The 20,770-nt window shown below is 70.3% G+C and carries 18 protein-coding genes; 12 read left to right on the top strand and 6 right to left on the bottom strand.

Features of this window, described 5'->3' with window-relative positions:
* Nucleotides 1-33 precede the first annotated feature (33 nt).
* From mmsA to ACFWVV_RS35315, 3 genes are all read left to right on the top strand, one after another.
* Nucleotides 34-1,575 (top strand): multiple monosaccharide ABC transporter ATP-binding protein, encoded by a 1,542-nt coding sequence (gene mmsA / locus ACFWVV_RS35325; RefSeq protein ID WP_384348308.1) that lies wholly within the window; start codon nucleotides 34-36, stop codon nucleotides 1,573-1,575.
* A 93-nt stretch (nucleotides 1,576-1,668) separates the two neighbouring features.
* On the top strand, nucleotides 1,669-2,901 hold the full coding sequence (gene mmsB, locus ACFWVV_RS35320) for a multiple monosaccharide ABC transporter permease (protein ID WP_384347931.1): 1,233 nt from the start codon (nucleotides 1,669-1,671) through the stop codon (nucleotides 2,899-2,901).
* Between the two features lie 32 nt (nucleotides 2,902-2,933).
* Complete coding sequence (locus tag ACFWVV_RS35315) at nucleotides 2,934-4,088, top strand: aldose epimerase family protein (RefSeq protein ID WP_384347934.1); 1,155 nt, start codon at nucleotides 2,934-2,936, stop codon at nucleotides 4,086-4,088.
* A 79-nt stretch (nucleotides 4,089-4,167) separates the two neighbouring features.
* Here ACFWVV_RS35315 and ACFWVV_RS35310 read toward each other — a convergent pair whose 3' ends face one another.
* The 5 genes from ACFWVV_RS35310 to ACFWVV_RS35290 form a co-directional block, all read right to left on the bottom strand.
* Nucleotides 4,168-5,142, bottom strand: coding sequence for an arabinan endo-1,5-alpha-L-arabinosidase (locus tag ACFWVV_RS35310; protein WP_384347937.1), 975 nt, complete (start codon nucleotides 5,140-5,142; stop codon nucleotides 4,168-4,170).
* A gap of 107 nt (nucleotides 5,143-5,249) precedes the next feature.
* Nucleotides 5,250-6,764 carry an alpha-N-arabinofuranosidase gene (locus ACFWVV_RS35305; protein WP_384347940.1) on the bottom strand — a complete coding sequence of 505 codons (1,515 nt, stop codon included), beginning with the start codon at nucleotides 6,762-6,764 and terminating at the stop codon, nucleotides 5,250-5,252.
* A gap of 126 nt (nucleotides 6,765-6,890) precedes the next feature.
* Nucleotides 6,891-7,754, bottom strand: a complete 864-nt coding sequence (locus ACFWVV_RS35300; protein ID WP_384347942.1) for a carbohydrate ABC transporter permease — start codon at nucleotides 7,752-7,754, stop codon at nucleotides 6,891-6,893.
* Nucleotides 7,751-8,701, bottom strand: a complete 951-nt coding sequence (locus ACFWVV_RS35295) for a carbohydrate ABC transporter permease (RefSeq protein ID WP_384347945.1) — start codon at nucleotides 8,699-8,701, stop codon at nucleotides 7,751-7,753. The genes ACFWVV_RS35300 and ACFWVV_RS35295 overlap by 4 nt, the downstream gene beginning before the upstream one ends.
* On the bottom strand, nucleotides 8,698-10,038 hold the full coding sequence (locus ACFWVV_RS35290; RefSeq protein WP_384347948.1) for an extracellular solute-binding protein: 1,341 nt from the start codon (nucleotides 10,036-10,038) through the stop codon (nucleotides 8,698-8,700). Before ACFWVV_RS35290 ends, ACFWVV_RS35295 begins: the two co-directional genes overlap by 4 nt.
* Before the next feature lie 279 nt (nucleotides 10,039-10,317).
* On the opposite strand from ACFWVV_RS35290, the gene ACFWVV_RS35285 reads away from it, so the two are divergent.
* The 5 genes from ACFWVV_RS35285 (at nucleotide 10,318) to ACFWVV_RS35265 (ending at nucleotide 17,794) form a co-directional block, all read left to right on the top strand.
* Nucleotides 10,318-13,176 carry a hypothetical protein gene (locus tag ACFWVV_RS35285; RefSeq protein ID WP_384347951.1) on the top strand — a complete coding sequence of 953 codons (2,859 nt, stop codon included), beginning with the start codon at nucleotides 10,318-10,320 and terminating at the stop codon, nucleotides 13,174-13,176.
* On the top strand, nucleotides 13,176-13,592 hold the full coding sequence (locus tag ACFWVV_RS35280; RefSeq protein ID WP_384347954.1) for a hypothetical protein: 417 nt from the start codon (nucleotides 13,176-13,178) through the stop codon (nucleotides 13,590-13,592). The genes ACFWVV_RS35285 and ACFWVV_RS35280 overlap by 1 nt, the downstream gene beginning before the upstream one ends.
* Nucleotides 13,589-14,344 (top strand): nucleotide exchange factor GrpE, encoded by a 756-nt coding sequence (gene grpE / locus ACFWVV_RS35275; RefSeq protein ID WP_384347957.1) that lies wholly within the window; start codon nucleotides 13,589-13,591, stop codon nucleotides 14,342-14,344. The genes ACFWVV_RS35280 and grpE overlap by 4 nt, the downstream gene beginning before the upstream one ends.
* A 114-nt stretch (nucleotides 14,345-14,458) precedes the next feature.
* Complete coding sequence (locus ACFWVV_RS35270; RefSeq protein WP_384347960.1) at nucleotides 14,459-16,966, top strand: Hsp70 family protein; 2,508 nt, start codon at nucleotides 14,459-14,461, stop codon at nucleotides 16,964-16,966.
* Between the two features lie 444 nt (nucleotides 16,967-17,410).
* Nucleotides 17,411-17,794 (top strand): hypothetical protein, encoded by a 384-nt coding sequence (locus tag ACFWVV_RS35265; RefSeq protein ID WP_384347963.1) that lies wholly within the window; start codon nucleotides 17,411-17,413, stop codon nucleotides 17,792-17,794.
* An 81-nt stretch (nucleotides 17,795-17,875) separates the two neighbouring features.
* Here ACFWVV_RS35265 and ACFWVV_RS35260 read toward each other — a convergent pair whose 3' ends face one another.
* Nucleotides 17,876-18,508, bottom strand: coding sequence for an ATP-binding protein (locus ACFWVV_RS35260; RefSeq protein WP_384347966.1), 633 nt, complete (start codon nucleotides 18,506-18,508; stop codon nucleotides 17,876-17,878).
* A 186-nt stretch (nucleotides 18,509-18,694) separates the two neighbouring features.
* Here ACFWVV_RS35260 and ACFWVV_RS35255 point away from each other — a divergent pair, with 186 nt between their 5' ends.
* From ACFWVV_RS35255 to ACFWVV_RS35240, 4 genes are all read left to right on the top strand, one after another.
* On the top strand, nucleotides 18,695-19,567 hold the full coding sequence (locus tag ACFWVV_RS35255) for a helix-turn-helix domain-containing protein (protein ID WP_384347969.1): 873 nt from the start codon (nucleotides 18,695-18,697) through the stop codon (nucleotides 19,565-19,567).
* Nucleotides 19,564-19,767, top strand: coding sequence for a DUF397 domain-containing protein (locus ACFWVV_RS35250; RefSeq protein WP_384347971.1), 204 nt, complete (start codon nucleotides 19,564-19,566; stop codon nucleotides 19,765-19,767). Before ACFWVV_RS35255 ends, ACFWVV_RS35250 begins: the two co-directional genes overlap by 4 nt.
* 32 nt (nucleotides 19,768-19,799) lie before the next feature.
* The gene (locus tag ACFWVV_RS35245; protein ID WP_384347974.1) at nucleotides 19,800-20,297 is read left to right on the top strand and encodes a hypothetical protein; all 498 of its coding nucleotides are present in this window, start codon (nucleotides 19,800-19,802) and stop codon (nucleotides 20,295-20,297) included.
* Between the two features lie 103 nt (nucleotides 20,298-20,400).
* Nucleotides 20,401-20,634, top strand: a complete 234-nt coding sequence (locus ACFWVV_RS35240; RefSeq protein WP_384347976.1) for a hypothetical protein — start codon at nucleotides 20,401-20,403, stop codon at nucleotides 20,632-20,634.
* The last annotated feature ends 136 nt before the right edge of the window (nucleotides 20,635-20,770 follow it).

Here is a 20,770-nt window from a genome sequence, read left to right as displayed (position 1 = left end):
CAGAACGCGGGCTCGCAGAGCACGGTCCTGGAGATGCGCGGCATCACCAAGACCTTCCCCGGCGTGAAGGCACTCTCCGACGTCAACCTGAACGTCCGCGCCGCCGAGATCCACGCGATCTGCGGCGAGAACGGCGCGGGGAAGTCGACGCTGATGAAGGTGCTCAGCGGGGTCCACCCGCACGGCTCCTACGACGGCGAGATCCTCTTCGAGGGCGCCCCGGTGGCCTTCAAGGACATCAGGGCCAGCGAGCAGCACGGCATCGTGATCATCCACCAGGAGCTCGCGCTGGTCCCCTATCTCTCCATCGCCGAGAACATCTTCCTCGGCAATGAACAGACCGGTGGCAAGCGGGGGTTCATCGACTGGAACGACACCCTGCGCCGGGCGAGCACCCTGCTCAAGCGGGTCGGACTGCGCGAGAAGCCGCAGACCCCGGTCGCCGACATCGGTGTGGGCAAGCAGCAGCTCGTGGAGATCGCGAAGGCCCTCGCCAAGGAGGTGAAGCTGCTCATCCTCGACGAGCCGACGGCGGCCCTCAACGACGACGACAGCGCGAAGCTCCTCGACCTGATCCTGGAACTGCGCGAGCAGGGCATCGCCTGCATCATCATTTCGCACAAGCTGGGCGAGATCCGCACCATCGCGGACACCGTGACGGTGCTCCGCGACGGCCGCACCATCGAATCGCTGACGGTACGTCAGTCCAAGCACGCCGAGCCCGAGTTGTCGGAGGAGGCGATCATCCGCTCGATGGTCGGCCGCGACCTGGACCACCGCTTCCCCGAGCGCAGCACGTACGAGGGCGTGGACGCGGGCACCACCGCGTTCACCGTGTCCGACTGGACCGTCCGCCATCCGGTGGACCAGCAGCGCAAAGTGGTGGACAACGTTTCGCTCACCGTCCGCCGCGGCGAGATCGTCGGCATCGCGGGCCTGATGGGCGCCGGCCGCACGGAGCTGGCCATGTCCGTGTTCGGCAGGTCGTACGGCAAGTACGTGGCCGGCACGGTCGAGGTGGGCGGCCGGAAGGCGAACGTCGCCACCGTTCCGGCGGCGATCGCGGCGGGTCTCGCGTACGTCACCGAGGACCGCAAACAGTACGGCCTCAACCTCATCGACAACATCAACCGCAACATCTCCCTCGCCTCCCTGTCCGGGATGCGGCGGCGCGGCGTCGTCGACGAGCACCACGAGCGCCAGGTCGCGGAGCGCTACCGCACCTCGATGAACATCAAGACCCCCACGGTCTTCGAGCAGGTCGGACGGCTCTCCGGCGGCAACCAGCAGAAGGTCGTACTGAGCCGGTGGATCCACGCCGACCCCGACGTACTGATCCTGGACGAACCGACGCGCGGGATCGACGTCGGCGCCAAGTTCGAGATCTACACGGTGATCGACCAGCTCGCCGCCGCGGGCAAGGCGGTGCTCTTCATCTCCTCCGAGCTGCCCGAACTCCTCGGCATGTGCGACCGGATCTACACCATGGCGGAAGGCAGGCTGACCGGTGAGGTCGCCCGCGCGGACGCCACCCAGGAAACGCTGATGCGCCACATGACGGCGGCCCGCCCATGACGCCGCCCGCCAGCGTGACGCCGCCCCGCACGACGACGACCGCAGCCGCGCGCACGCCGATGACGACGACCATCACCCGAAGCTGAGGCCCCCATGACCACCTCCACCACCCCGCGCGAGGACTCGCCCGCCGCGCCCCCGCCCGCACGCCCGGCGGCCCTCACCGCGCTCGTCGACAGCATGCGGTCGAACATGCGCCAGTACGGCATGCTCGTCGCGCTGCTCTTCATCGTCGTCCTCTTCCAGATCTGGACCGACGGCACGCTGCTGCTCCCCAACAACGTGTCCAACCTGATCCAGCAGAACGGCTACATCCTCATACTGGCCATCGGCATGATGATCGTGATCATCGCCGGCCACATCGACCTCTCGGTCGGCTCGCTGGTCGCCTTCGTCGGTGCGATGTCCGCCGTGATGATGGTCAACCACGACATGCCCTGGGTCCTTGCCCTGGTCCTGTCGCTCCTCATCGGCGCGGTCGCCGGTGCCTGGCAGGGCTTCTTCATCGCGTACGTGGGCATTCCGTCCTTCATCGTGACCCTGGCCGGCATGCTGCTCTTCCGCGGTCTGACGCAGATCGTCCTCGAAGGGCAGTCCCTGGCCCCCTTCCCGGAGGGCTTCCAGAACATCGCCAAGGGCTTCATCCCGGAGATGGGCCCGTACACCCAGTACCACAACCCGACCCTGCTCCTCGGGCTGCTCGCCCTGGTCGTGCTGATCCTGCGCGAAGTCAGGGACCGCAAGCGGCAGCTGGCGTTCGACCTGGAGGTCGTGCCGACCGGTCTGTGGGTCACCAAGTGCGTGGCCATCGCCGCCGCCGTCATCGCGTTCACCCTCACCCTCGCCAGTTTCCACGGCGTCCCCGTCGTCATGCTGATCATGTGCGCGCTGCTGATCGGCCTGGGCTACGTGATGCGCAACGCGGTCATCGGCCGCCATGTGTACGCGCTCGGCGGCAACAAGGCGGCGGCCAAGCTGTCCGGCGTCAAGGACAAGCGCGTCATCTTCCTGGTGTTCGTCAACATGGGTGTCCTGGCCGCCCTCGCGGGCTGCGTCTACGCGGCACGCCTCAACGCGGGCACCCCGCAGGCCGGTCTCAACTTCGAACTGGAGGCGATCGCCGCCTCGTTCATCGGCGGTGCGTCGATGAGCGGCGGCGTCGGCACCGTCATGGGTGCCGTCATCGGCGGCCTCGTCCTCGGTGTCCTCAACAACGGAATGTCGCTGGTCGGCATCGGCACCGACTACCAGCAGGTCATCAAGGGACTGGTCCTGCTGGCCGCGGTCGGCTTCGACATCTGGAACAAGCGCAAGGCAGGACGCTGACCCCCCGTCTCTCCCCCTCATTGGAGTGGAACATGAACACGAGCAGACGCGCCGTACTCACCACTGCGGCCGCGGGCGTCGCGGCAGCGACCACGTCCGCAATCCCGGCGCAGGCCTCCCCGGCGGGCCGCAGGCCCACCCGTGAGCACTTCGGCACCCTCCCTGACGGCACCCGGATCGACCGCTGGACGCTGGCGAACGGCGGCACCCGCCTGAAGGTCCTCTCCTACGGCGGCATCGTCCAGTCCCTCGAGCTCCCCGACCGGCACGGCGACCTCGCCAACGTCTCCCTCGGCTTCGACCACCTGGACGGCTACCTCACCGCCACCACGTTCTTCGGCGCGCTGATAGGCCGCTTCGGCAACCGCATAGCCAACGGGCGCTTCACCCTGGACGGCAGGTCCCACCAGCTGTCCGTCAACGACGGCGTCAACAGCCTGCACGGCGGCGCCGAGGGCTTCGACAAGCGCGTGTGGGACGTCGAGCCCTTCAGCAACTCCTCCGGTGTCGGCCTCCATCTGCACCGGGTCAGCCCGGACGGCGAGATGGGCTACCCGGGCACGCTGCGCGTGAAGGTCACGTACACCCTGGCCAGGAACGGCGACTGGCGCATCGACTACGCGGCCACCACCGACAGGCCCACGGTCGTCAACCTCACCAACCACACCTATTACAACCTCGCGGGTGAAGGCACCGGCGACATCCTCGGCCACGAGCTGCGGCTCGCCGCCGGCCGGTTCACGCCCACCGATTCCGGTCTCATTCCCACCGGCGAACTGGCCCCTGTCGCGGGCACCCCCTTCGACTTCCGCCGCGCCAAGCACATCGGCCGGGACATCCGCGCCTCCCACCCGCAGCTCGTCACCGCGAAGGGCTTCGACCACAACTGGGTCCTGGACAAGGGCAGCACGTCCCGACCCGAGCAGTTCGCCACCCTCCGCGACCCGTCGTCCGGCCGCACGATGCACCTCGCCACCACCGAGCCGGGCGTGCAGTTCTACTCGGGCAACTTCCTGGACGGCACCCTGTCCGGCCCCGCGGGCCGCACGTACCGCCAGAGCGACGGTCTGTGCCTGGAGACCCAGCACTTCCCCGACTCCCCGAACCAGCCGAAGTTCCCGACGACGGTACTGCGCCCCGGCAGCACGTACCGCTCGTCCACGGTGCACAGCTTCTCGGCCCGCTGACGCCGGGCAGCACAGCCGCAGGCCCCCTCACCCGCGCGTACGGGTGAGGGGGCCTTCGTCCTTCACGGGCCCCGGTCGCTCACTTGGCGACGGGCCAGCCCCCCTGCCAGCCCAGCCTGTTGATACCCAGCTTCGGAGTCCCGTTGTCGGCCGCGTCGTAGTAGTGGTAGACGAGCAGGACGCCGTCGGTGTCCCGCAGCAACGACTGGCCGCCGGGGCCGACGTAACGGCCGTGGGTCTCCATGACCGGGGTGCCGCCGTTGTTCCTCAGGTCGACGCCGGCCCGGTCCTTGTAGGGCCCGGTCACCCGCGTCGAGCGGCCGACCTTGATCTTGTACGTGGACGAGGTGCCGGCGCAGCAGATGTCGTACGCGGCGAACAGGTAGTAGTAGCCGCCGTGCTTGACGATGTACGGCGCCTCCACCGCCTTGCTGCCGGTCGGGCGGGAGGCGAGCGAGCGCAGAGAGGTGTCCGTCGGGTGCGGTTTGCCCGTGCCCGGGTCCAGGCGGATCAGTTTGATGCCGGTCCACCAGGAGCCGAGGGAGAGCCACCACTTTCCGTCGTCGTCGACGAAGAGCTGGGGGTCGATGGCGTTGTGGTCGCTCGCGGAGTGGGTCGCGAACACCAGCCCGCGGTCGGTCCAGCTGCCCGCCTGCCCGGTGCGGGAGGTGGCGAGGCCGATGGCGGAGGTGTTGGAGCCGAAGGTGGAGACCGAGTAGTACATCCAGTACGTGCCCCGGTGGTAGGAGATGTCCGGCGCCCAGACGTCCGAGGTCGGCGAGTACTGCTGCCACCAGGCCGGCCGGGCCGGGAACGCCGAGCCGCTGCGGCCGAAGGCGGTGCGGTCGGCCGAGGTGCGCAGCTGGATGCCGTCGCCGGTGGAGTAGAGCAGGTACTGGCCGTTCGGGGCGCGGACCATGGTGGGGTCGTGGACGACGACGTCACCGGTGACGTGCCCGGGGTTCGGGTAGGCGGAGGCGGTCGTCGGGGTGAAAGCGAGAACGAGGGCGGCGGGAAGGGCGAACAGGGCGGTGCGGCGGTGTGTGCGGCTCATGCGGGCGGCTCCTTCGGCTCGGTGAGGGGGGCGAGGGGCGGCATTTGGGGGGGGGTGGCGGCGGGAAGCCCGGCCCGGTGACGGCGGCAGCGGGCTCCCCGGGGCAGTCAGGCCAGGCGGATGACGTTCCAGGAAAGCGGCTCCAGTTCGGCGCGCAGCACGCCCTCCGCGAGGGTGGTGCCCGTCACGGGGTGGGGGGCGACGCGCTCGGGGTCTTCCAGGGTGTTGCGGGCGTCGGGGTCCGCGTCGGCGAGCGCGCTGTGCTCGACGACCGACGTCAGATCGAGCCCGTGCAGCAGCACTTCGAGGGGCAGGGGCTCGCTCCGGCTGCGGTTCACCGCGAAGACGGTCACCGTTGCGTCCTCGCCGCGTACCGCCGTCGCGTGCAGCAGCGGCACCTCGCCGTAGCTCTTCGTTCCGTACGTGGGCGAGTCGGGCCGGACGTCGAGGACCTGGCCCCGCCCGTGCCGGGCCGCCTGCGCGAACGGGAAGAAGGTGGTCTGGCGCCAGGCCGGGCCGCCGGGCTCCGTCATGATCGGGGCGATGACGTTGACCAGCTGGGCGAGGCAGGCGACGGTCACCCGGTCGGCGTGCCGGAGCAGGGCGATCAGGAGCGAGCCGAAGACGACGGCGTCGGTGACGGAGTAGCTGTCTTCCAGGAGGCGGGGTGCTTCGGGCCAGTCCAGTGGTGCGGCGGCCGACTCCTCGGCGAAGCGGCGCTGGTACCAGACGTTCCACTCGTCGAAGGAGAGGTTGATCTTCTTGGTCGACTTGAGGCGGGCGCCGACGTGGTCGCAGGTCGCGACGACCGCCTCGATGAAGGTCTCCATGTCGACGGCGGAGGCGAGGAAGGAGTCGCGGTCGCCGTCGATCTCCTCATAGTAGGCGTGCAGGGAGATGTGGTCGACGAGGTCGTACGTCTCGGAGAGCACGGTCGCCTCCCAGGCGGCGAAGGTCTCCATGGCGCGGCTGGAGCTGCCGCAGGCCACGAGTTCGACGTGCGGGTCGATCTGGCGCATGGCGCGGGCTGTCTCGGCGGCGAGCCTGCCGTACTCCTTGGCGGTCTTGTGGCCGGTCTGCCAGGGGCCGTCCATCTCGTTGCCCAGGCACCACAGGCGTATCCCGAAGGGCTCCTTGTCGCCGTGCGCGATGCGCCGGTCGGAGAGTGCGGTGCCGGCCGGGTGGTTGGCGTACTCCTGGAGTTCGAGCGCTTCGGCGACGCCGCGGGTGCCGAGGTTGACGGCCATCATGGGTTCGGCCTGCGGTCCGACCTTGCGCAGGAAGTCCAGGTACTCGCTGAGGCCGAAGCGGTTGGTCTCGGTGGAGCGCCAGGCGAGGTCGAGCCGACGGGGGCGCTCGTCGACGGGGCCGACGCTGTCCTCCCACTTGTAGCCGGAGACGAAGTTGCCGCCGGGGTAGCGGATGGTGGTGACGCCGAGTTCGCGGACGAGGTCCAGGACGTCCTGGCGCAGGCCCGCCCCGTCGGCGGTGGGGTGCCCTGGCTCGTGGATGCCGGTGTAGACGCAGCGGCCGAGGTGCTCGACGAAGGAGCCGAACAGACGGGGGCTGACGGTGCCGACGGTGAAGGCGGGGTCGAGGGTGAAGCGGGCGGAGGGGGACATGGGCGTGCCTTCCAAGTGGGCTGCTTGCCAATGGAGAAGGGCCGATGTGTTGTCCGCGGACAACATATCGGGGCGGGCAAATCGATTGCAATCGGTTGAATTCAGCCTCGGACGACTCTCGCCCGGTTACTGTCCGGCGAGTCCGGTGTGGGCGATGCCCCGCACGATCTGGCGCTGGAAGAGCGCGAAGACGACCAGGAGCGGGAGTCCCGCGATGACGACGGAGGCCATCATCTGGGCGTATCGCACGCCGTAGCTGGACTGGACGTTGACCAGGCCGACCGGCAGGGTCATGCCGCCGGGGTCGGTGGTCACCAGGAAGGGCCAGAGGAAGTTGTTCCAGGTGGAGATGAAGGTGAAGATCGCGACGGCGGCGAGGATCGGCCGGGACAGCGGTACGACGATGGTCCAGAAGACCCGCCACCGTCCCGCACCGTCCACGAACGCGGCCTCTTCGAGCTCGCGCGGCACCCCGTCGAAGAACTTGACCAGGATGAACACCATCGCGGGGACCGCCACTTGGGGCAGGATCACACCCCAGTAGGTGTCGACGAGTCCCAGCGAGACCATCTCCGCGAAGAGCGGGGCGATCAGCACCTGCGGCGGCACCATGATCCCGGCGAGGACGAGCCCGTACAGCACCCGCTTGCCCCGGAAGTCGGTACGGGCGAATCCGTACGCGGCCATCGCGCACAGCACGACGGTCAGCAGGGTCGTGACGATCGAGATGTAGGCGGAGTTGAACATCCACTGGCCGAGGTCGCCGGACTTCCACACCTGGCGGTACGCGTCGAGGGTGACCGTGGACGCCACCCATTGCAGCGGTGTCTTCGTCGTCTCGCCCTCGGGTTTGAGCGAGGTCGCCACCGCCCAGGCGATCGGCACCACCCATACGACGGCCAGGACGAGGGCCACGACGAGCATGCCGATACGGCCGGGCGTCCAGCGGGGCCTTCTGCCGGTGGCGGCCTCCGACGCGGCTGCACTCATCGGGTGTTCTCCTCGCGGTGGCGCCGGGTCAGCCGCAGCTGGACCAGCGAGACGATCAGAATCAGGGCGAAGAAGAGGTACGAGACGGCGGACGCGTAACCGATCCGGTAGCCGGTGAACCCGGCGTCGTAGACGTACTGGAGGATCGGCCGGGTCGACTCGTCGGGGCCGCCGCCGGTCATGATGTAGACCTGGTCGAAGATCTTCAGCGAGGCCAGCACCTGGAGGACGACGACCACGCCGGTGGTGCGCGAGAGCATCGGCAGCGTGATGTGCCGCAGCTGCCGCCAGGGCCCCGCGCCGTCCAACTCGGCAGCCTCGTAGAGGTGTTGCGGGATGGCCTGGAGCGCGGCCAGGTAGAGCAGGAAGTTGAAGCCGACCGTCCACCAGAGTGTGGTCAGGACGATGGAAAGCATCGCGTACCGCTCGTCGGTCAGCCATCCGATGCCCGGGTGGAGGCCGACGGCGGCCAGCGCCTGGTCGGCGAATCCGAAGTCCGAGGGGAAGATCACCCACAGGAACAGCAGCCCCACCACCCCCGAAGGCAGCAGGAACGGCGCGAACCAGCTCAGCCGCCACAGCCACTGCACCCAGCGCAGATGGTGCGCGAGCAGCGCCAGCACGAGCCCTACCACCACCAGCGGCACGGTAGACAGGACGGTGAACCACACCGTGTTCCACAGCGACGCCCACACGTCGGGGTCGCCCACCGCCTCCGCGTAGTTGTCGAGCCCGACGAACTCGGCGCCCGTACCTGCGATGTTCTCGCTGCGCACGCTCATGCCGAGCCCGGAGACCAGCGGCCAGACGAGGAAGAGCCCGTACGCGAGGAGGAAGGGGGCGACGAAGACGATGCCGTGCTCGGACCAGTGGCGGCGGACGCGCGCGGACGGGGCGGGGGCGGACGGGGCGGCCGTCGTGGCGGGCGCTTCTTCGGTCATCGTCATGCGGACGCACCTCTGAACGGGTTGGGGGTGTCCAGCAGGGTCCGCAGCCGCGACTTGGCCTCGGCGAGCGCTCCCCGGGGCGTACGGGATCCGGTCAGCACCCCGGAGAAGACGGCCCCCAGCTCGATCCACATCGGCGACGCGGACCCGGCGAACCAGGCGGGCTCGTCGAGCACCACGTCGTCGACCACCGACCGGTACGCGGACTGCGGGGTGAGCTTCAGGTAGTCCGGCCGGGTGAGCGCGGGCAGGTACGCCGGTACGTGGCCGCCCTTCGCCCACTCCACGCTGTGCCGCAGCATCCAGGCGACGAAGGCGTGCGCGGCACGGTTGCTCTCGCCGCCCCGGTCCTCCTGGTGCGGGAGGACGAAGGAGTGGCAGTCGGCCTGCGCGGTGGCCCGCCCTAAGAGGTTCGGCACCCGCGTGACGGAGAACGGCAGCCCGGTGGCGAGGAAGGAGCTGATCTCCCACTCCCCGTTGAGGTAGAAGCCGGTCTTCCCGTTGTTGAACACGCCCACCGCGCCCGGGTAGTCCACCCGCCGCACGGCGAGCCCCTCGGCGACGAGCATGCGCATGTACTCCAGGGCGGTGAGCGCCTTGGCGTCGTCGAGGGCGAGGGTCCTGCCGTCGGCCGACAGTACGGTCCCGCCGGTCTGCGAGTACAGCGTGGAGAAGAGCCGCCAGGGCCCGATGACGCCGGCCCCGAGGGTCTCGGTGACCAGTGCGGGCTGCCCGGTGACCTTCTTGACGGCACGCAGCGCCTCGGTGAACGCCGCTGCGCCCTCGATGGGCCGGAGCTTTCCGTCGCCATCGAGCAGGCCGGCCTTCGCGCACACCTCGGTGTGGTGGAAGAGCACCATCGGGTGGGTGTCGAACGGAACGGCGTACTGCTTGCCCCCGACCTCCCCGCGCCGCCAGATCCCCGCCGGGAAGTCCTCTGCCCGCACCCCGAACTCTCCCAGCAACCCGGGGTCGAACGGGTCCAGCAGCCGCCCCGGCGCGAACCCGGTGAGCCGCGCGAGGTGCAGCGCCGCCACTTCGGGCGCCCGTCCGCCGGCTCCGGCCAGCGCCAGCTTCGTGTAGTACGGCGCGCCCCACTGGAGCGTGGCGGCTTCGAGCCCGTACTGCGGGTGCTCGGCCCGGAAGGCGTCCAGCATGGCCTGCATGTTGATGCCGTCGCCGCCGCCGAAGAGGTGCCAGTAGCGCAGCCGGGTCCTGCCCGCCTCCGCGCCGACGGCCTGCGGTGCGGCGCACCCTGTCGTCCCGCCGGTCAGCGCTCCGGCGGCGGCGAGCCCGCCGATACCGGCGAGCACGTCTCTGCGCCTGGGTTGCCCCATGCCCACCCCTCACGTTCGGTATTTCGAATGCTGCTCGTGACTTCGAACGGGACCGTAGATTCCAGGCCGGAGGGCGTCAATGAGTTGCGCAGGGATTCGTCGAAAGATCGACCATCGTTCGACCTGTCGCACGCCGGGGAGATCGGCTCTTACTCCGTGCTCCGTGCCACGTCAGGACGTATGCTGCGGTGGCGCGAGCAGAGTCCCGGGGGTGTGGGCTGCGGCATCGCCTCCCAAGGCTCCTCCCGCGCTTTCTTGTTGCCTGTGTGGGGGAGCACAGTGACGCCAGAGAACTCCGGCGGCCCTGCGGATGGGGAGGGCCAGGACGACGGCGCGGCGCGGGACCGCGCGACGGCCGCGCGTACGTTCACCAGGGCCGTGTCCGCTTACGCCCAGGGGGAGTTCGCGGCGACCGTCGGCTACTTACGACTGCTGGACCGGGACGGCGCCCGGCTTCCCGGACACCTCGCCGCCGCGCACGCGGCCCTGCACGGCACGCTCGCAGCCCGCGCCAGGAACTGGGACCGCTGCTGCGACTGGTACCTCCGCTCGCTCGAACCGAGAGACAGCCATTTCCCGCTCGCGGACGGCGAGTTGTGCGGCATACGCGCTTGCGGCTGGTTCGCTTCGGCACGCTGCGGACAGTGCGGACTCGGCTCCTGTGCCGCGCACGGGGTGCGGGCCGAGTACGGCGAACACCGTTGCGCCGCCTGCCTGAACGGGGTGCTGACCAACCTCTCCCACGCCGCGGTGCTCGCCGGGCGCACCGAGGAAGCGGTAGGTGTACTGCGGTCCTGGGCGCGGCCCGGCGACCGCTCGGTGGCGAAGGACCTGCTGAGGAGCCTCGCGCCGGAGGTGGAAACGGAGGCAGAAGAAGAGGTGGGGGCAGGGGAGGAGACGGGGGCCAGGGAGGAGACAGGGGCCGGGGAGGAGACGGAGGCCGGGGAGGAGGCGGAGGCATCGGAGGGTCGCGCGGCGCGCGCCTCCGGCGCTGCGCCGCAGTTCCTCTCGCGGCAGCACGCGCTCGCCTTCGCGCTCCGGCAGGCCCTCGGGCGGGGCGGGCTCCCCGAGTGGGAGCGCATCGGCCGCCTCACCGCCGGGAGCGGTACGGAACGGGTGACCGAGCTCTACCGTCAGGCCGCGGCGGGGGCGGCACGTCTGCTCACCGGCGAGGGGCGGCACGTTCAGGCCTGGGACGCCTGGCGCCGGCTGTGGCAGACCCGGCCTTTCGACCTCGAAGTGGCACACGGTCTGGGCATCGCCGCCGTCCGGCTACTGACCTCGGGGGAGCCCCTCACCGAGGGCCTGCGGAGGGAGACCACCCGGCAGACCATGGCATGTTGGTCGGCCGTACTGCACTCGCCCGCCCACCGGCACGCCCTTCAGCGGGCCTGCGGCGAGGTGTTCGACGACGCCGTGTGGGGGGCGTCCTTCGAGTCCCTCCGTACCCGCCTCACCCAACTGTTCCAGGACCAGGACCGGGCGGCCGGGCACACCCCGGTGCGCTCCCTCGCACTGCGGTGGAAGGTGGAGTGCGAGGCCGCGAGCCGCTGGGCCGGGCTTCCTGCCGCGCTCGCTCCCGCCCCGCCCGCGCCCGCGTTCTTCTGCGGTCCGCTCTATCTCGACGCGGTGGCGGCCCTCGGTGCGCACTGGGTCCGGCGGGTGAGGGAGGTGCGGGCGAGCATTCCGCTGGAGGGGCCGTTCGCCGCGTGGGAGGGCGCGACTGCCGCGCGGGGCGGGCCGACTGCCGCGCGGGTCGGGTCATCCGCCGCGCAGACCGGGGCCGCCGCCCGTGGTGCGCCCTCGCTGGCCGAACTCTTCGGCGGTGAGGCCGCGTTGGTGATGCTCCTGGGCGAAGGACGGTGGCAGGAGGTGATCAGCGCCGTGGAGGAGACGCGTCCGCTGTGGCGGGCCCGCGCGGGGCACGGCGACAACCGTCCCCCCGCCGTGAAGATCCTCGCGACGGCCTTCGCGCGCCGGGCCGAGGAGTACGCGCGGGGCAATCGGTGGACGGAGGCCCTGCGGGACTTCGAGCAGGCGAAGGAGGCCGGGCAGGACGTCACCCCGTACGCCGATCTCATCTGCCGTGCCGCGGTGGGGGCCGGAGCCACCGTGAAGGGCCAGGTCAAGGCGGGGTACACGCAGATCGGACTGCTGGAGCGCGGTCTGCAACTCGCTCCGGACAACCCCGAGTTGCTGCGCAATCTGACGGCGGTCTCGCTCATGCTGGCTGAGCGGGCCGAGAAGTCGGGCCGCCGGGACGAGGCCGAGCAGCGCTATCGGCGCGCCTGCGAGCTGTCCCCGGGCGACCGGCAGGCGGCCGAGGGTCTGGCACGCGTACGGCAGGCGTCCGCCGCCCGTGGCGGGTCCGCGTCCGAGGGCCCGGCCGGTGCCCGGCCCGCGTCCGGCGGCCCGGCCCGTCCGCGGCCCGCTCCCGGTGCGGCAGCCCCCGCCCCGCAGACACCCGGCGGGCAGACACCCGGCGGGCAGGGCCGCGCCGGACAGGACCCTGGCGAACAGAACCGCGCCGGGCAGGGCCCTGGCGGGCAGGGCCGTAGCAGGCAGAAGCCCACCCAGGCCCAGCGGCTCATCGCAGGCATCCTTTACTCGGACGCCCTGCGCACCGCCCGTGAGGGCCCGCGTGACCAGGCGCTTTCCCTCATGCGGGAGGCGGCCACCTACGTGGAGGGGCTCGCGGACGAACGGTTCGCCGGGGAGAGCCCCGAGTCCGACATCGCCCGCGGTCTGGTGCGCGACGCACGGAGTCGCTACGACCGCTTCGACGAGGAGAGCACCCGTGCGTACGCGGAGACACTGTGGCTGTCGCGCTCCTATCGGCAACTCGCGGAGAACTCCGAGCTCCCCGAGGTGCTCGCCCACCTGGCCGGGCACCTGCTCAAGCGTGGTGCGTACAGGGATGTCATCGTGCTCGGGGCACGCTGCACGGGCACGGAGGGAAACCTCGCGTCCTTCCACCTCCTGCTGGCGGACGCGTTCAACCTGCGGTCCCTCGCCCGCCTGAAGTCGGGCGACACGGCAGGCGCCCACAAGGACCTGATGGCAGCCCGGAAGCTGAGAAACCGCGTGCCCCCTGTGCAGGGCAAGCTCTTCGAAGACGAGTCCCCGGAAGGTTCGTGATGGCAGACACCCCTCCCCCCGACGAGAGCCGTTCCACACCCGCGCCCGCGCCCGCATCCACACCCGCGCCCGCGCCCGCGCCCGCGCCCGACGAGAGCCGTACCGCCGCCTTCGGCCCCACGGCGTACGACGTGCTCGGCCTCGGCCCGGGTGCCGACGCCGGAGCCGTCAGACGGGCACGGCTCAAGGGGATGGCCGACCCGGCAAGGCGCAGGGACGTCTCCCGGGCCGCGAACTCCCTCGCCCGGCCGAGCGGCAGGCTGGGGGCAGCGCTGCTCACCCCGTTGCTGGGCTCCCTCCCCGAGGAGGAGCTGCGGAGCAGGACCGCCGACGCGGCCCGTGAACTCCTGGCCGAACTCACCCCGTTGCTGCCCGAGGCCGACCGATTCGGCCCGTTCCCCAGGAGCGACACATGACCTCGCCCGTACCTCCGCAGGCGCAACCGTCCCCGGAGCACACCTCCGCCGGGCCCGCTCCCGAGCCGGACCGCCGCGTCGCACAACTGACCTTCCGCGCCCAGGCCCTGGAGAAGAAGAAGGTCGCGGCGGAACGCACCCTGCGCACCCTCCTGGAGGGACTGCTGGCGGTGGACGACATCCTGAGCGACGCGGTACGGCGCACCGGCGGGAACGGCACCGAGCCCTCGCCGATCGCGTCCGCCCTCTTCGAGGAGCAGATCGGGGCCGCCCACCGCGTGCTGCGCCAGGAGCTGCGCGCCGCGGGGGTCGAACCGATGGACCTGGTGGGAAGCAGGGCGGTGCCCAGCATCTCGCGGGTGGTGGCCAAGGAACCGCGGGCGTCCGTGCCGGCCGACACCGTGCTGGAGGAACGGGTGACGGGCTTCTACGCGGACCGCGAGGTGCTCCGCGAGGCCCTGGTCGTGGTCGCCGTACCGGGTTCGGACCCGGACCCGGAGCCGGAACCGGAGCTGGAACCGGAACCGGAGCTGGAGTTGGAGCTGGAGCTGAAACCGGCACCGGCACCGGCACCAGAGCTGGAGCTCGAAACGGAGTCCCGTGCCGAGACCGACGCGGCGGCCCCCGCGCCACCGGGACGCGGTTCCGGACGCGATTCCGGACGGGAGCCCGGACGGGAGCCCGGACGCGCGTCCAGGCATCAGCCCAGGCGCCTCCCCCGCCACAAGCGCCGCTCCCGCCGCCGTACCTGACCACTCCTGACCACTCCCGACCAGACCTGCCCGAGCCTCCGGGCTCCCGACCGTGCCCCTGCCCCGCCCCCGCCCTCGCCTCGACCCCGCCGCGCAGAAATGGACGTACGCCCCGTGCACAGAACCCTCGGAATCGATCTCGGCACCACGAACTCGGTGGTCGCGTGGATGAAGGACGGCGCACCCGAGGTGCTCCCCGTCGCGAACGACCGGTTCAGCATGGCCTCCGCGGTCGGGGTCACCGAGGAGGGCGGGCTCCTGGTGGGGCAGGAGGCGCTCCGCTGGCTGGACCGCGACCCCACCCGGGTCGTCACCTCGGTGAAGCGCTTCATGGGCCGCAAGTTCGGCGAGAGCGCCGTCCAGGAGGCGCTCGGGCGCATGGGCGACGCCGCCTCGCACTTCAGCGAGGGCGGCGACGGCGGCATCCTCGTACGCCTCGGCCCGTACCAGTACACCCCCGTCCAGATCTCCGCGATCATCCTGCGGCGCCTCAAGACGGACGTCGAGGCGCGGCTGGGCGTCGTCTTCGACCGGGCTGTGATCACCGCGCCCGCGTACTTCGGCGAGCGCCAGCTCGCGGCCACCCGCGCGGCCGGCGAACTGGCCGGGCTGCATGTCGTACGGGTCCTGGTCGAGCCGACCTCCGCCGCGCTCGCGCACGGCCTGACCCGCCCGCAGGACGCCGCGCCTGCGACCTTCGTCGTCTACGACCTGGGCGGCGGCACCTTCGACGTGTCCGTGCTGAACACCGCTCCCGGCTACCTGGACGTCATGGCCCTCGGCGGTGACAACCTGCTGGGCGGCACGGACTTCGACGACCTGCTGGCCGCGCACCTCAAGGAGCGGTGGCTGCGCGGCAGCCGGCAGGAGCCGCACGACCACGTTCCCGCGCCCAGCGACGACTACCGGCTGCGCAGGGCGGCCGAGCAGGCCAAGATCCGGCTCTCGGCCGCGACGGGCACGGACGTCACCGTCTCGCCGCTGGGCGTGGCGGGCGCCACCCTGGAGCAGCACGTGGCCCGGTCGTCGTTCGAGGAGCTGATCTCCGCTCCCGTCGCCAGGACGGTCGGGCACACCAAGGAGTCGCTCTCGCGGATCGACCACCTGCCGCAGGACGTCTCGCAGGTGCTGCTGGTGGGCGGTTCGAGCGCGATCCCGCTGGTGCGCGAGAGCCTCGCGGCCCTGTTCGGGGAGGAGCGCCTGCGTACGGACATCGACCCCATGCACTGTGTGGCGCTGGGCGCGGCGGTGCAGTCGGCGTTGCTCGAGGAGCTCACCTGCCCCGCCTGCCACACCGTCTCCCCGATCACCGAGGGTGCCTGCCACGGTTGCGACGCCCCTCTCGTCGGGACGGCCACCGTCGACTGCCCCGGCTGCCACGTGCCCGCTCCGGCGGGCAGTGCCACATGTCCGGTGTGTGCGGCGGACCTCTCCGGGCTGACGCCGCCGCCGCTGACGGCGACGGTGGTGGAGTGCTCCGCGTGCGGCGAGGAGAACCCTGCCGCGGCACTGGTGTGCACGCTGTGCGACGAGCCCCTCCCCGGGTTCGCCGGGCTGAAGTGTCCGGGCTGCGGGATGGTCAACTCGGCCGGTCTGAGCGCGTGTTCGCACTGCGACGAGGAGTTCGCGGTGTCGACGCCCCTCGAAGTGACGGCGCTCCCCTTCGGCATCCAGCAGAAGGACGGCACGCTCCGGGTGCTGGTGGAGGCCGGTGAGTCGTACCCCACCGACTGGCACGTCAAGGACTTCCAGCTCACCGGCCGCAAGGGCGACATGCTGGAGATCCTGCTCCGCGAGGGCGACCTCCAGCCCGCGCACCTCAACGATCTCTGTGCGAGCCACACGTACGAGATCGAGGAGGACATCACGGGCACCCGGTCGCTGGTGATCCGCGCGCGCCTGAACAGCGACCGCATCATCGACCTGGAATTCCGCATCGACAACGGCGAGTGGCACGCGGTCGCGCTCAACCGCAACCCGCTCACCAGCAAGTTCCGCAGCCGCGTCCTCAACGTGCACCGGGACTACCTCACGTACCTCGCCAACTGGAGTTACGAACTCGAACAGGCCGAGATGCTGCAACTCCAGGCGACCGAGCGCACGTTGCGCGCCCTGCTCGCGGGCGGCAGCACCAGCGGCACCCTGGACCACCTGCTCGACGACGCGAGGCGCCGCCGCGAGCAGCAGGACTCGGTCCGCTGGGCCTGCGCGCTCTCCGCCCTCTACCCGCGCTACGTGCCGCACCTGATGTCCGCGCAGGACCTCACCACCATGCGGACCAGCAACGCGGACATCCGCGCGGCCAGGAAGGAGGGTGACCTCCAGGGCGCCCACACGCTCGCCGAACAGGTCATCGCCCTCAAGGACCGGCTCGGCGACGACCTCTACCGCACGGTCTCGGCCCTCGCCTCCGCCTCCCAGGGCCGCGTCTCCTCGGCTCTGGCCCGCCGCATCCTCCAGGTGGGCGAACTCCTCAAGGACGCCGCCGCCTCGGGAAACACCGCGGCCCAAGACGCGGCGACGTCCCAGATGGTCGACCTGCACAAGGAGGCGGCCAGGGAACTCGCGCAACAGGACGTGCCGGAACGACAGACGGTCCGCCCGGAGGGGGTGGGCGGCTGAATGCGTGCTCGGTCCGCGGGACAGTGGGAAGTGGTTGTGGAGACGTGCGACCAAGCGGAGCTGCGTACGCGGTTGCGCCGTCTTCGGGAGGCAGGAGTCGACGGCTCGACGATCCGGATCGACACACTGTGCGGGCGTCTGGCGCTGCCGACTGCCTACCGGCTGAGCCGTTTCGTGACGGACCCCGCGCGGGAGCCCGAGCGTGAGCACCCGGATCATTGATTTTGTGGCAGGTCGAGGTGAGTTGACGGATGCGGCGTGGAAGCGCACACACTGCCGCCCGGCTCGCGCCCGGGCGGTGCAAGACTGGGCACCCGTTCGATGGAGGCAAGTGACCTTCGTGTGCGGCTTTTTGGGGGGACTGTGCACAAGGCCGGGTGGGTGGCCGCGGCCGCCGGTGTGGTGTTGCTCGTGGCGGGGTGCGCCGGTGAGGGCGCTGTGAAAGTGGAAGCCGCCACGGTCGCCAAGGAGGTCGACGCGGCCGCGACCGCGGCCGGGTTCACCAAGGACGCGTCGATCGACCTGGTGCGTCCCGAGGTCAAGGAGTGCAGGGTCGACTGGGTGGCGGACGACCCCGGTAAGTCCGCCGATCCGAAGAGTTCGTATACGGATACGATCGTCGGCCTGGTCAAGGCCGGCTGGACCGAGGGCAAGAGTGAGCGCAAGGGCGACGTGGATGCGAGGAGCGTGACCAAGGGTGACTGGGAGGTCCGGGGGGCAGCCGACCTGGGCAAGGGGATCAAGGCCGTGGTATTCGCCGGCACCAATACGTCCTCGGAGTGCCTCCCGCTCCTCGCCGACGAACTGGAGAACGGCAAGCGGCGCTGACGGTCCGGGTCACCAGCCCCGTCTCACGCTCTTCCGTTGGGCGCGGGACGGGGCTGGTGACCCGGACGGGCGCCGTAAGGGTCAGCCGGGGGCCGGGCCCACGCCGCCCCGCACGGTGAGCGGCTCCGACGCGTGCAGACGCAGGGCAGGCCCTTCGTCCAGGCCGAGCACGACGGCACGCCCGTCCGTCGCGAAGTGCACGCTGCGGACGGTGCGCCACATCCCCCATACCCGTACGGCCTGGCCGGGCCGCACGGTGATCGCCGCGATCGTCGGATCCACGATCACCGGCACGCGCGCCTGCCCCACGCTCAGCTCCGCCCACACCGTCTTCCCGATACCGCCGGCCCGCTGCCGTACGCCCCACCGCCCGGCGATCGCCTGCACGAGCAGCAGCCCGCGCCCACAGGTCTCGTCGTCCTGCGGAACGCGGGCCTCGGGTACGCCGTCGCCCGCGTCGCTCACCTCCAGCGTGAGCAGGCCGAGAGCGGGCGCGTACCGTGCCCGCACCTCCACGAGCCGTCCGCGCGGGACGGGCACCCGTACGGCGTTGGTCACCAGCTCGGAGACCACGAGCTCCCCGTTCTCCAGCCCCTGAGCGTCGATGCACCAGTCGTTGAGCACGGCCCGCAGGGTGGCCCGCGCCCGCGGCACGCTTTCGCGGCTGCGGGTCAGGTGGAAGGTGGTTTCGTTGGGTACGGCTCGCTCTGTCATGACAGCTCCCCGGAGTGGGCGGATGTCGATCAAGCCCCGCTCAATCGATGTGAGTTGAGGCCGCGCTGCGACGATAGTGCCGAGCCGCTGGCCCATCACGCAACGTTGAAGGGAATATTGACCCCACCCTTCACCCGTTCGGGTATTCCGCGACAGCGAGGTGACCGGGTCTGCTAGCAAGGGGTTATGCCGAACGTGAAGCCGTCCACCGTCCTCGGTCGCCAACTCGGCGACGAACTCCGTAAGTTCCGCGAACGCGCCGGGCTTTCCACGGCCGAGGCGGCAGAGTTCCTGGACTGCACCAAGGGGAAGATCAGCCGGATCGAGAACGGTCACGTTCCCGTACGCGCTCCCGATCTCACCGCCCTGCTCCAGGCGTACGAGGTGGACAACCCGGAAGTACGGGAACGTCTATCGGCTCTCGGACGCAGGGCCAATCGGCGCCGCCGCGAGGGATGGTGGCACCAGTACGGTGCCGTGCTGGGGGATGCGTACCGCGACCAGATCGAAATGGAGGCCATCTGCGAGCGCGTTCGCACCTACCAGGCACAGTTGGTACCGGGGCTCTTGCAGACCGAGGAGTACGGGCGCGCTGTGACGGTAGCCTCGCGAACCTGGCAGACCCCCGAGGAGGTCGAGCAGTTCGTCCAAGTCCGCCTCGCCCGCCAGGAACGGCTCACCGGTGAAACCCCCATGGAGTTCTGGGCGATCCTCGCCGAGGGAGTGCTGCGCCAACAGGTCGGCGAATCAGCCGTGATGCGCGCACAGCTGGAGCACATCGCGGTCATGGCGGAGCTGCCCCACATCACCGTTCAAGTACTGCCGTTCTCACGCGGAGTGCACCCGGGTATGTTCGGACCGTACCTACTGTTGAGCTTTCCGCAGGTGGCATCAATGGACCTCGTGCTGACGGAGACCCCGACCGGCAACATCTGGATAGAACGTGAGACAGATGTAGCCCGGTACCAGGATCTCTTCGACACGGCCCGCACCACGGCGCTCCCCGCGACGGAATCGCTCGACTTCATCCGCCGTACCGCCAAGGAGTTCAGACCGTGAAGCAGACCCGCCTCCCGCTGCCCGACCTCTCGGACGCTGCCTGGCGTACTAGCTCGTACAGCGGGGGGCAAGGGGACTGCGTACAGGTCGCCCCCCACCTCCCCCACCTCACCCCCGTCCGCGACAGCAAGCGTCCCGACGGCCCGGTACTCACTTTCCCGCACGCGGCCTGGCAGGCCTTCGTCAGCTACGTGCGCTGAACCACACGGAACGGACTCGCGGAATGAGCGACGTGAACGAGTCAGCGCTCAAGCAGAAGTTGGGCATCCGGGACTGGCGGAACCTGTCCAAGGACAGGGTGCTCAAGTTCGCGGCAGCTATGCCCGAGATGGCCACCGAGGTGCGACTGAAGCTCATCGAGCAGTTTCCCGCCTTCAAGGACCTGGCCAAGGCCGACATCGATGCGGTCACAGAGGCCCACAAGTCCACTCTCGCGGCCAACGAGAACAGCCAGAACCACTACTACAAGGCTGCGCAGGACCAGCGGGATGCCCTACAGGCCGACCTCGGTCGGGACGACCTCACCTGGGAACAGCGGGATGCCCTGCACGACCGTCTCGAGCGGAACAAGCAACAGGTGGGCGAGAAGGACAGCGAGAACAAGCAGTTCCTGGGGGTGGGGATGAAGGTGGTGGCAGCCGCTGGTGCAGCCGCCGTCGGGCTGGGAGTGGTATACGTCGGTGGCAAGCTCCTTGGAGCGAGCGAGGACGGTTCCGAGGAATCCACGTAGGACCGTTGCTGACCGGTGGCTCGTGGTCTCGTCCGGCGTGCAGGGGACGTGCGGGCGCACCGGCCAGGCAGGCCGTGCACGCGACATGGGTATGGTTCCCGGCGTGAAGATCACCTTCAGGAACGGCAGCGGCAACCGTCTCAATGTGATGTTCGAACCCGCCGCGATGGAGCACGACATTCCGGCGGGTGAGCACATCGTGGTGGACTGGCCGGCCGCCGAGGACGAAGACCTTGAGGCAAGCGTCGACCTCACGCCGGCGGGCCTCGTCCTCTCGCCGCCGTCCTACGAGCCGCTGCGGGCATGGGACGCCGCAGGCAACGAGCTGGATGTCTGACGGGCGGGCGCGCCGGGTTTAGGGGCGCCCGCCCCAACCCCCTTAACCCGTGCCGGCGTTACCCCAGGCCCCGAACCCCACGATATTGCTAGCCGTACATGTTGTCGGGGGGCCCCCCGAGAATGGGGGGCAAACC

Source organism: Streptomyces sp. NPDC058663 (assembly GCF_042716745.1).
In the GTDB taxonomy this organism is placed as follows: domain Bacteria; phylum Actinomycetota; class Actinomycetes; order Streptomycetales; family Streptomycetaceae; genus Streptomyces.
Note: the sequence above shows the minus strand (reverse complement) of the source record. Positions and strands in the feature narration are given on the sequence as shown.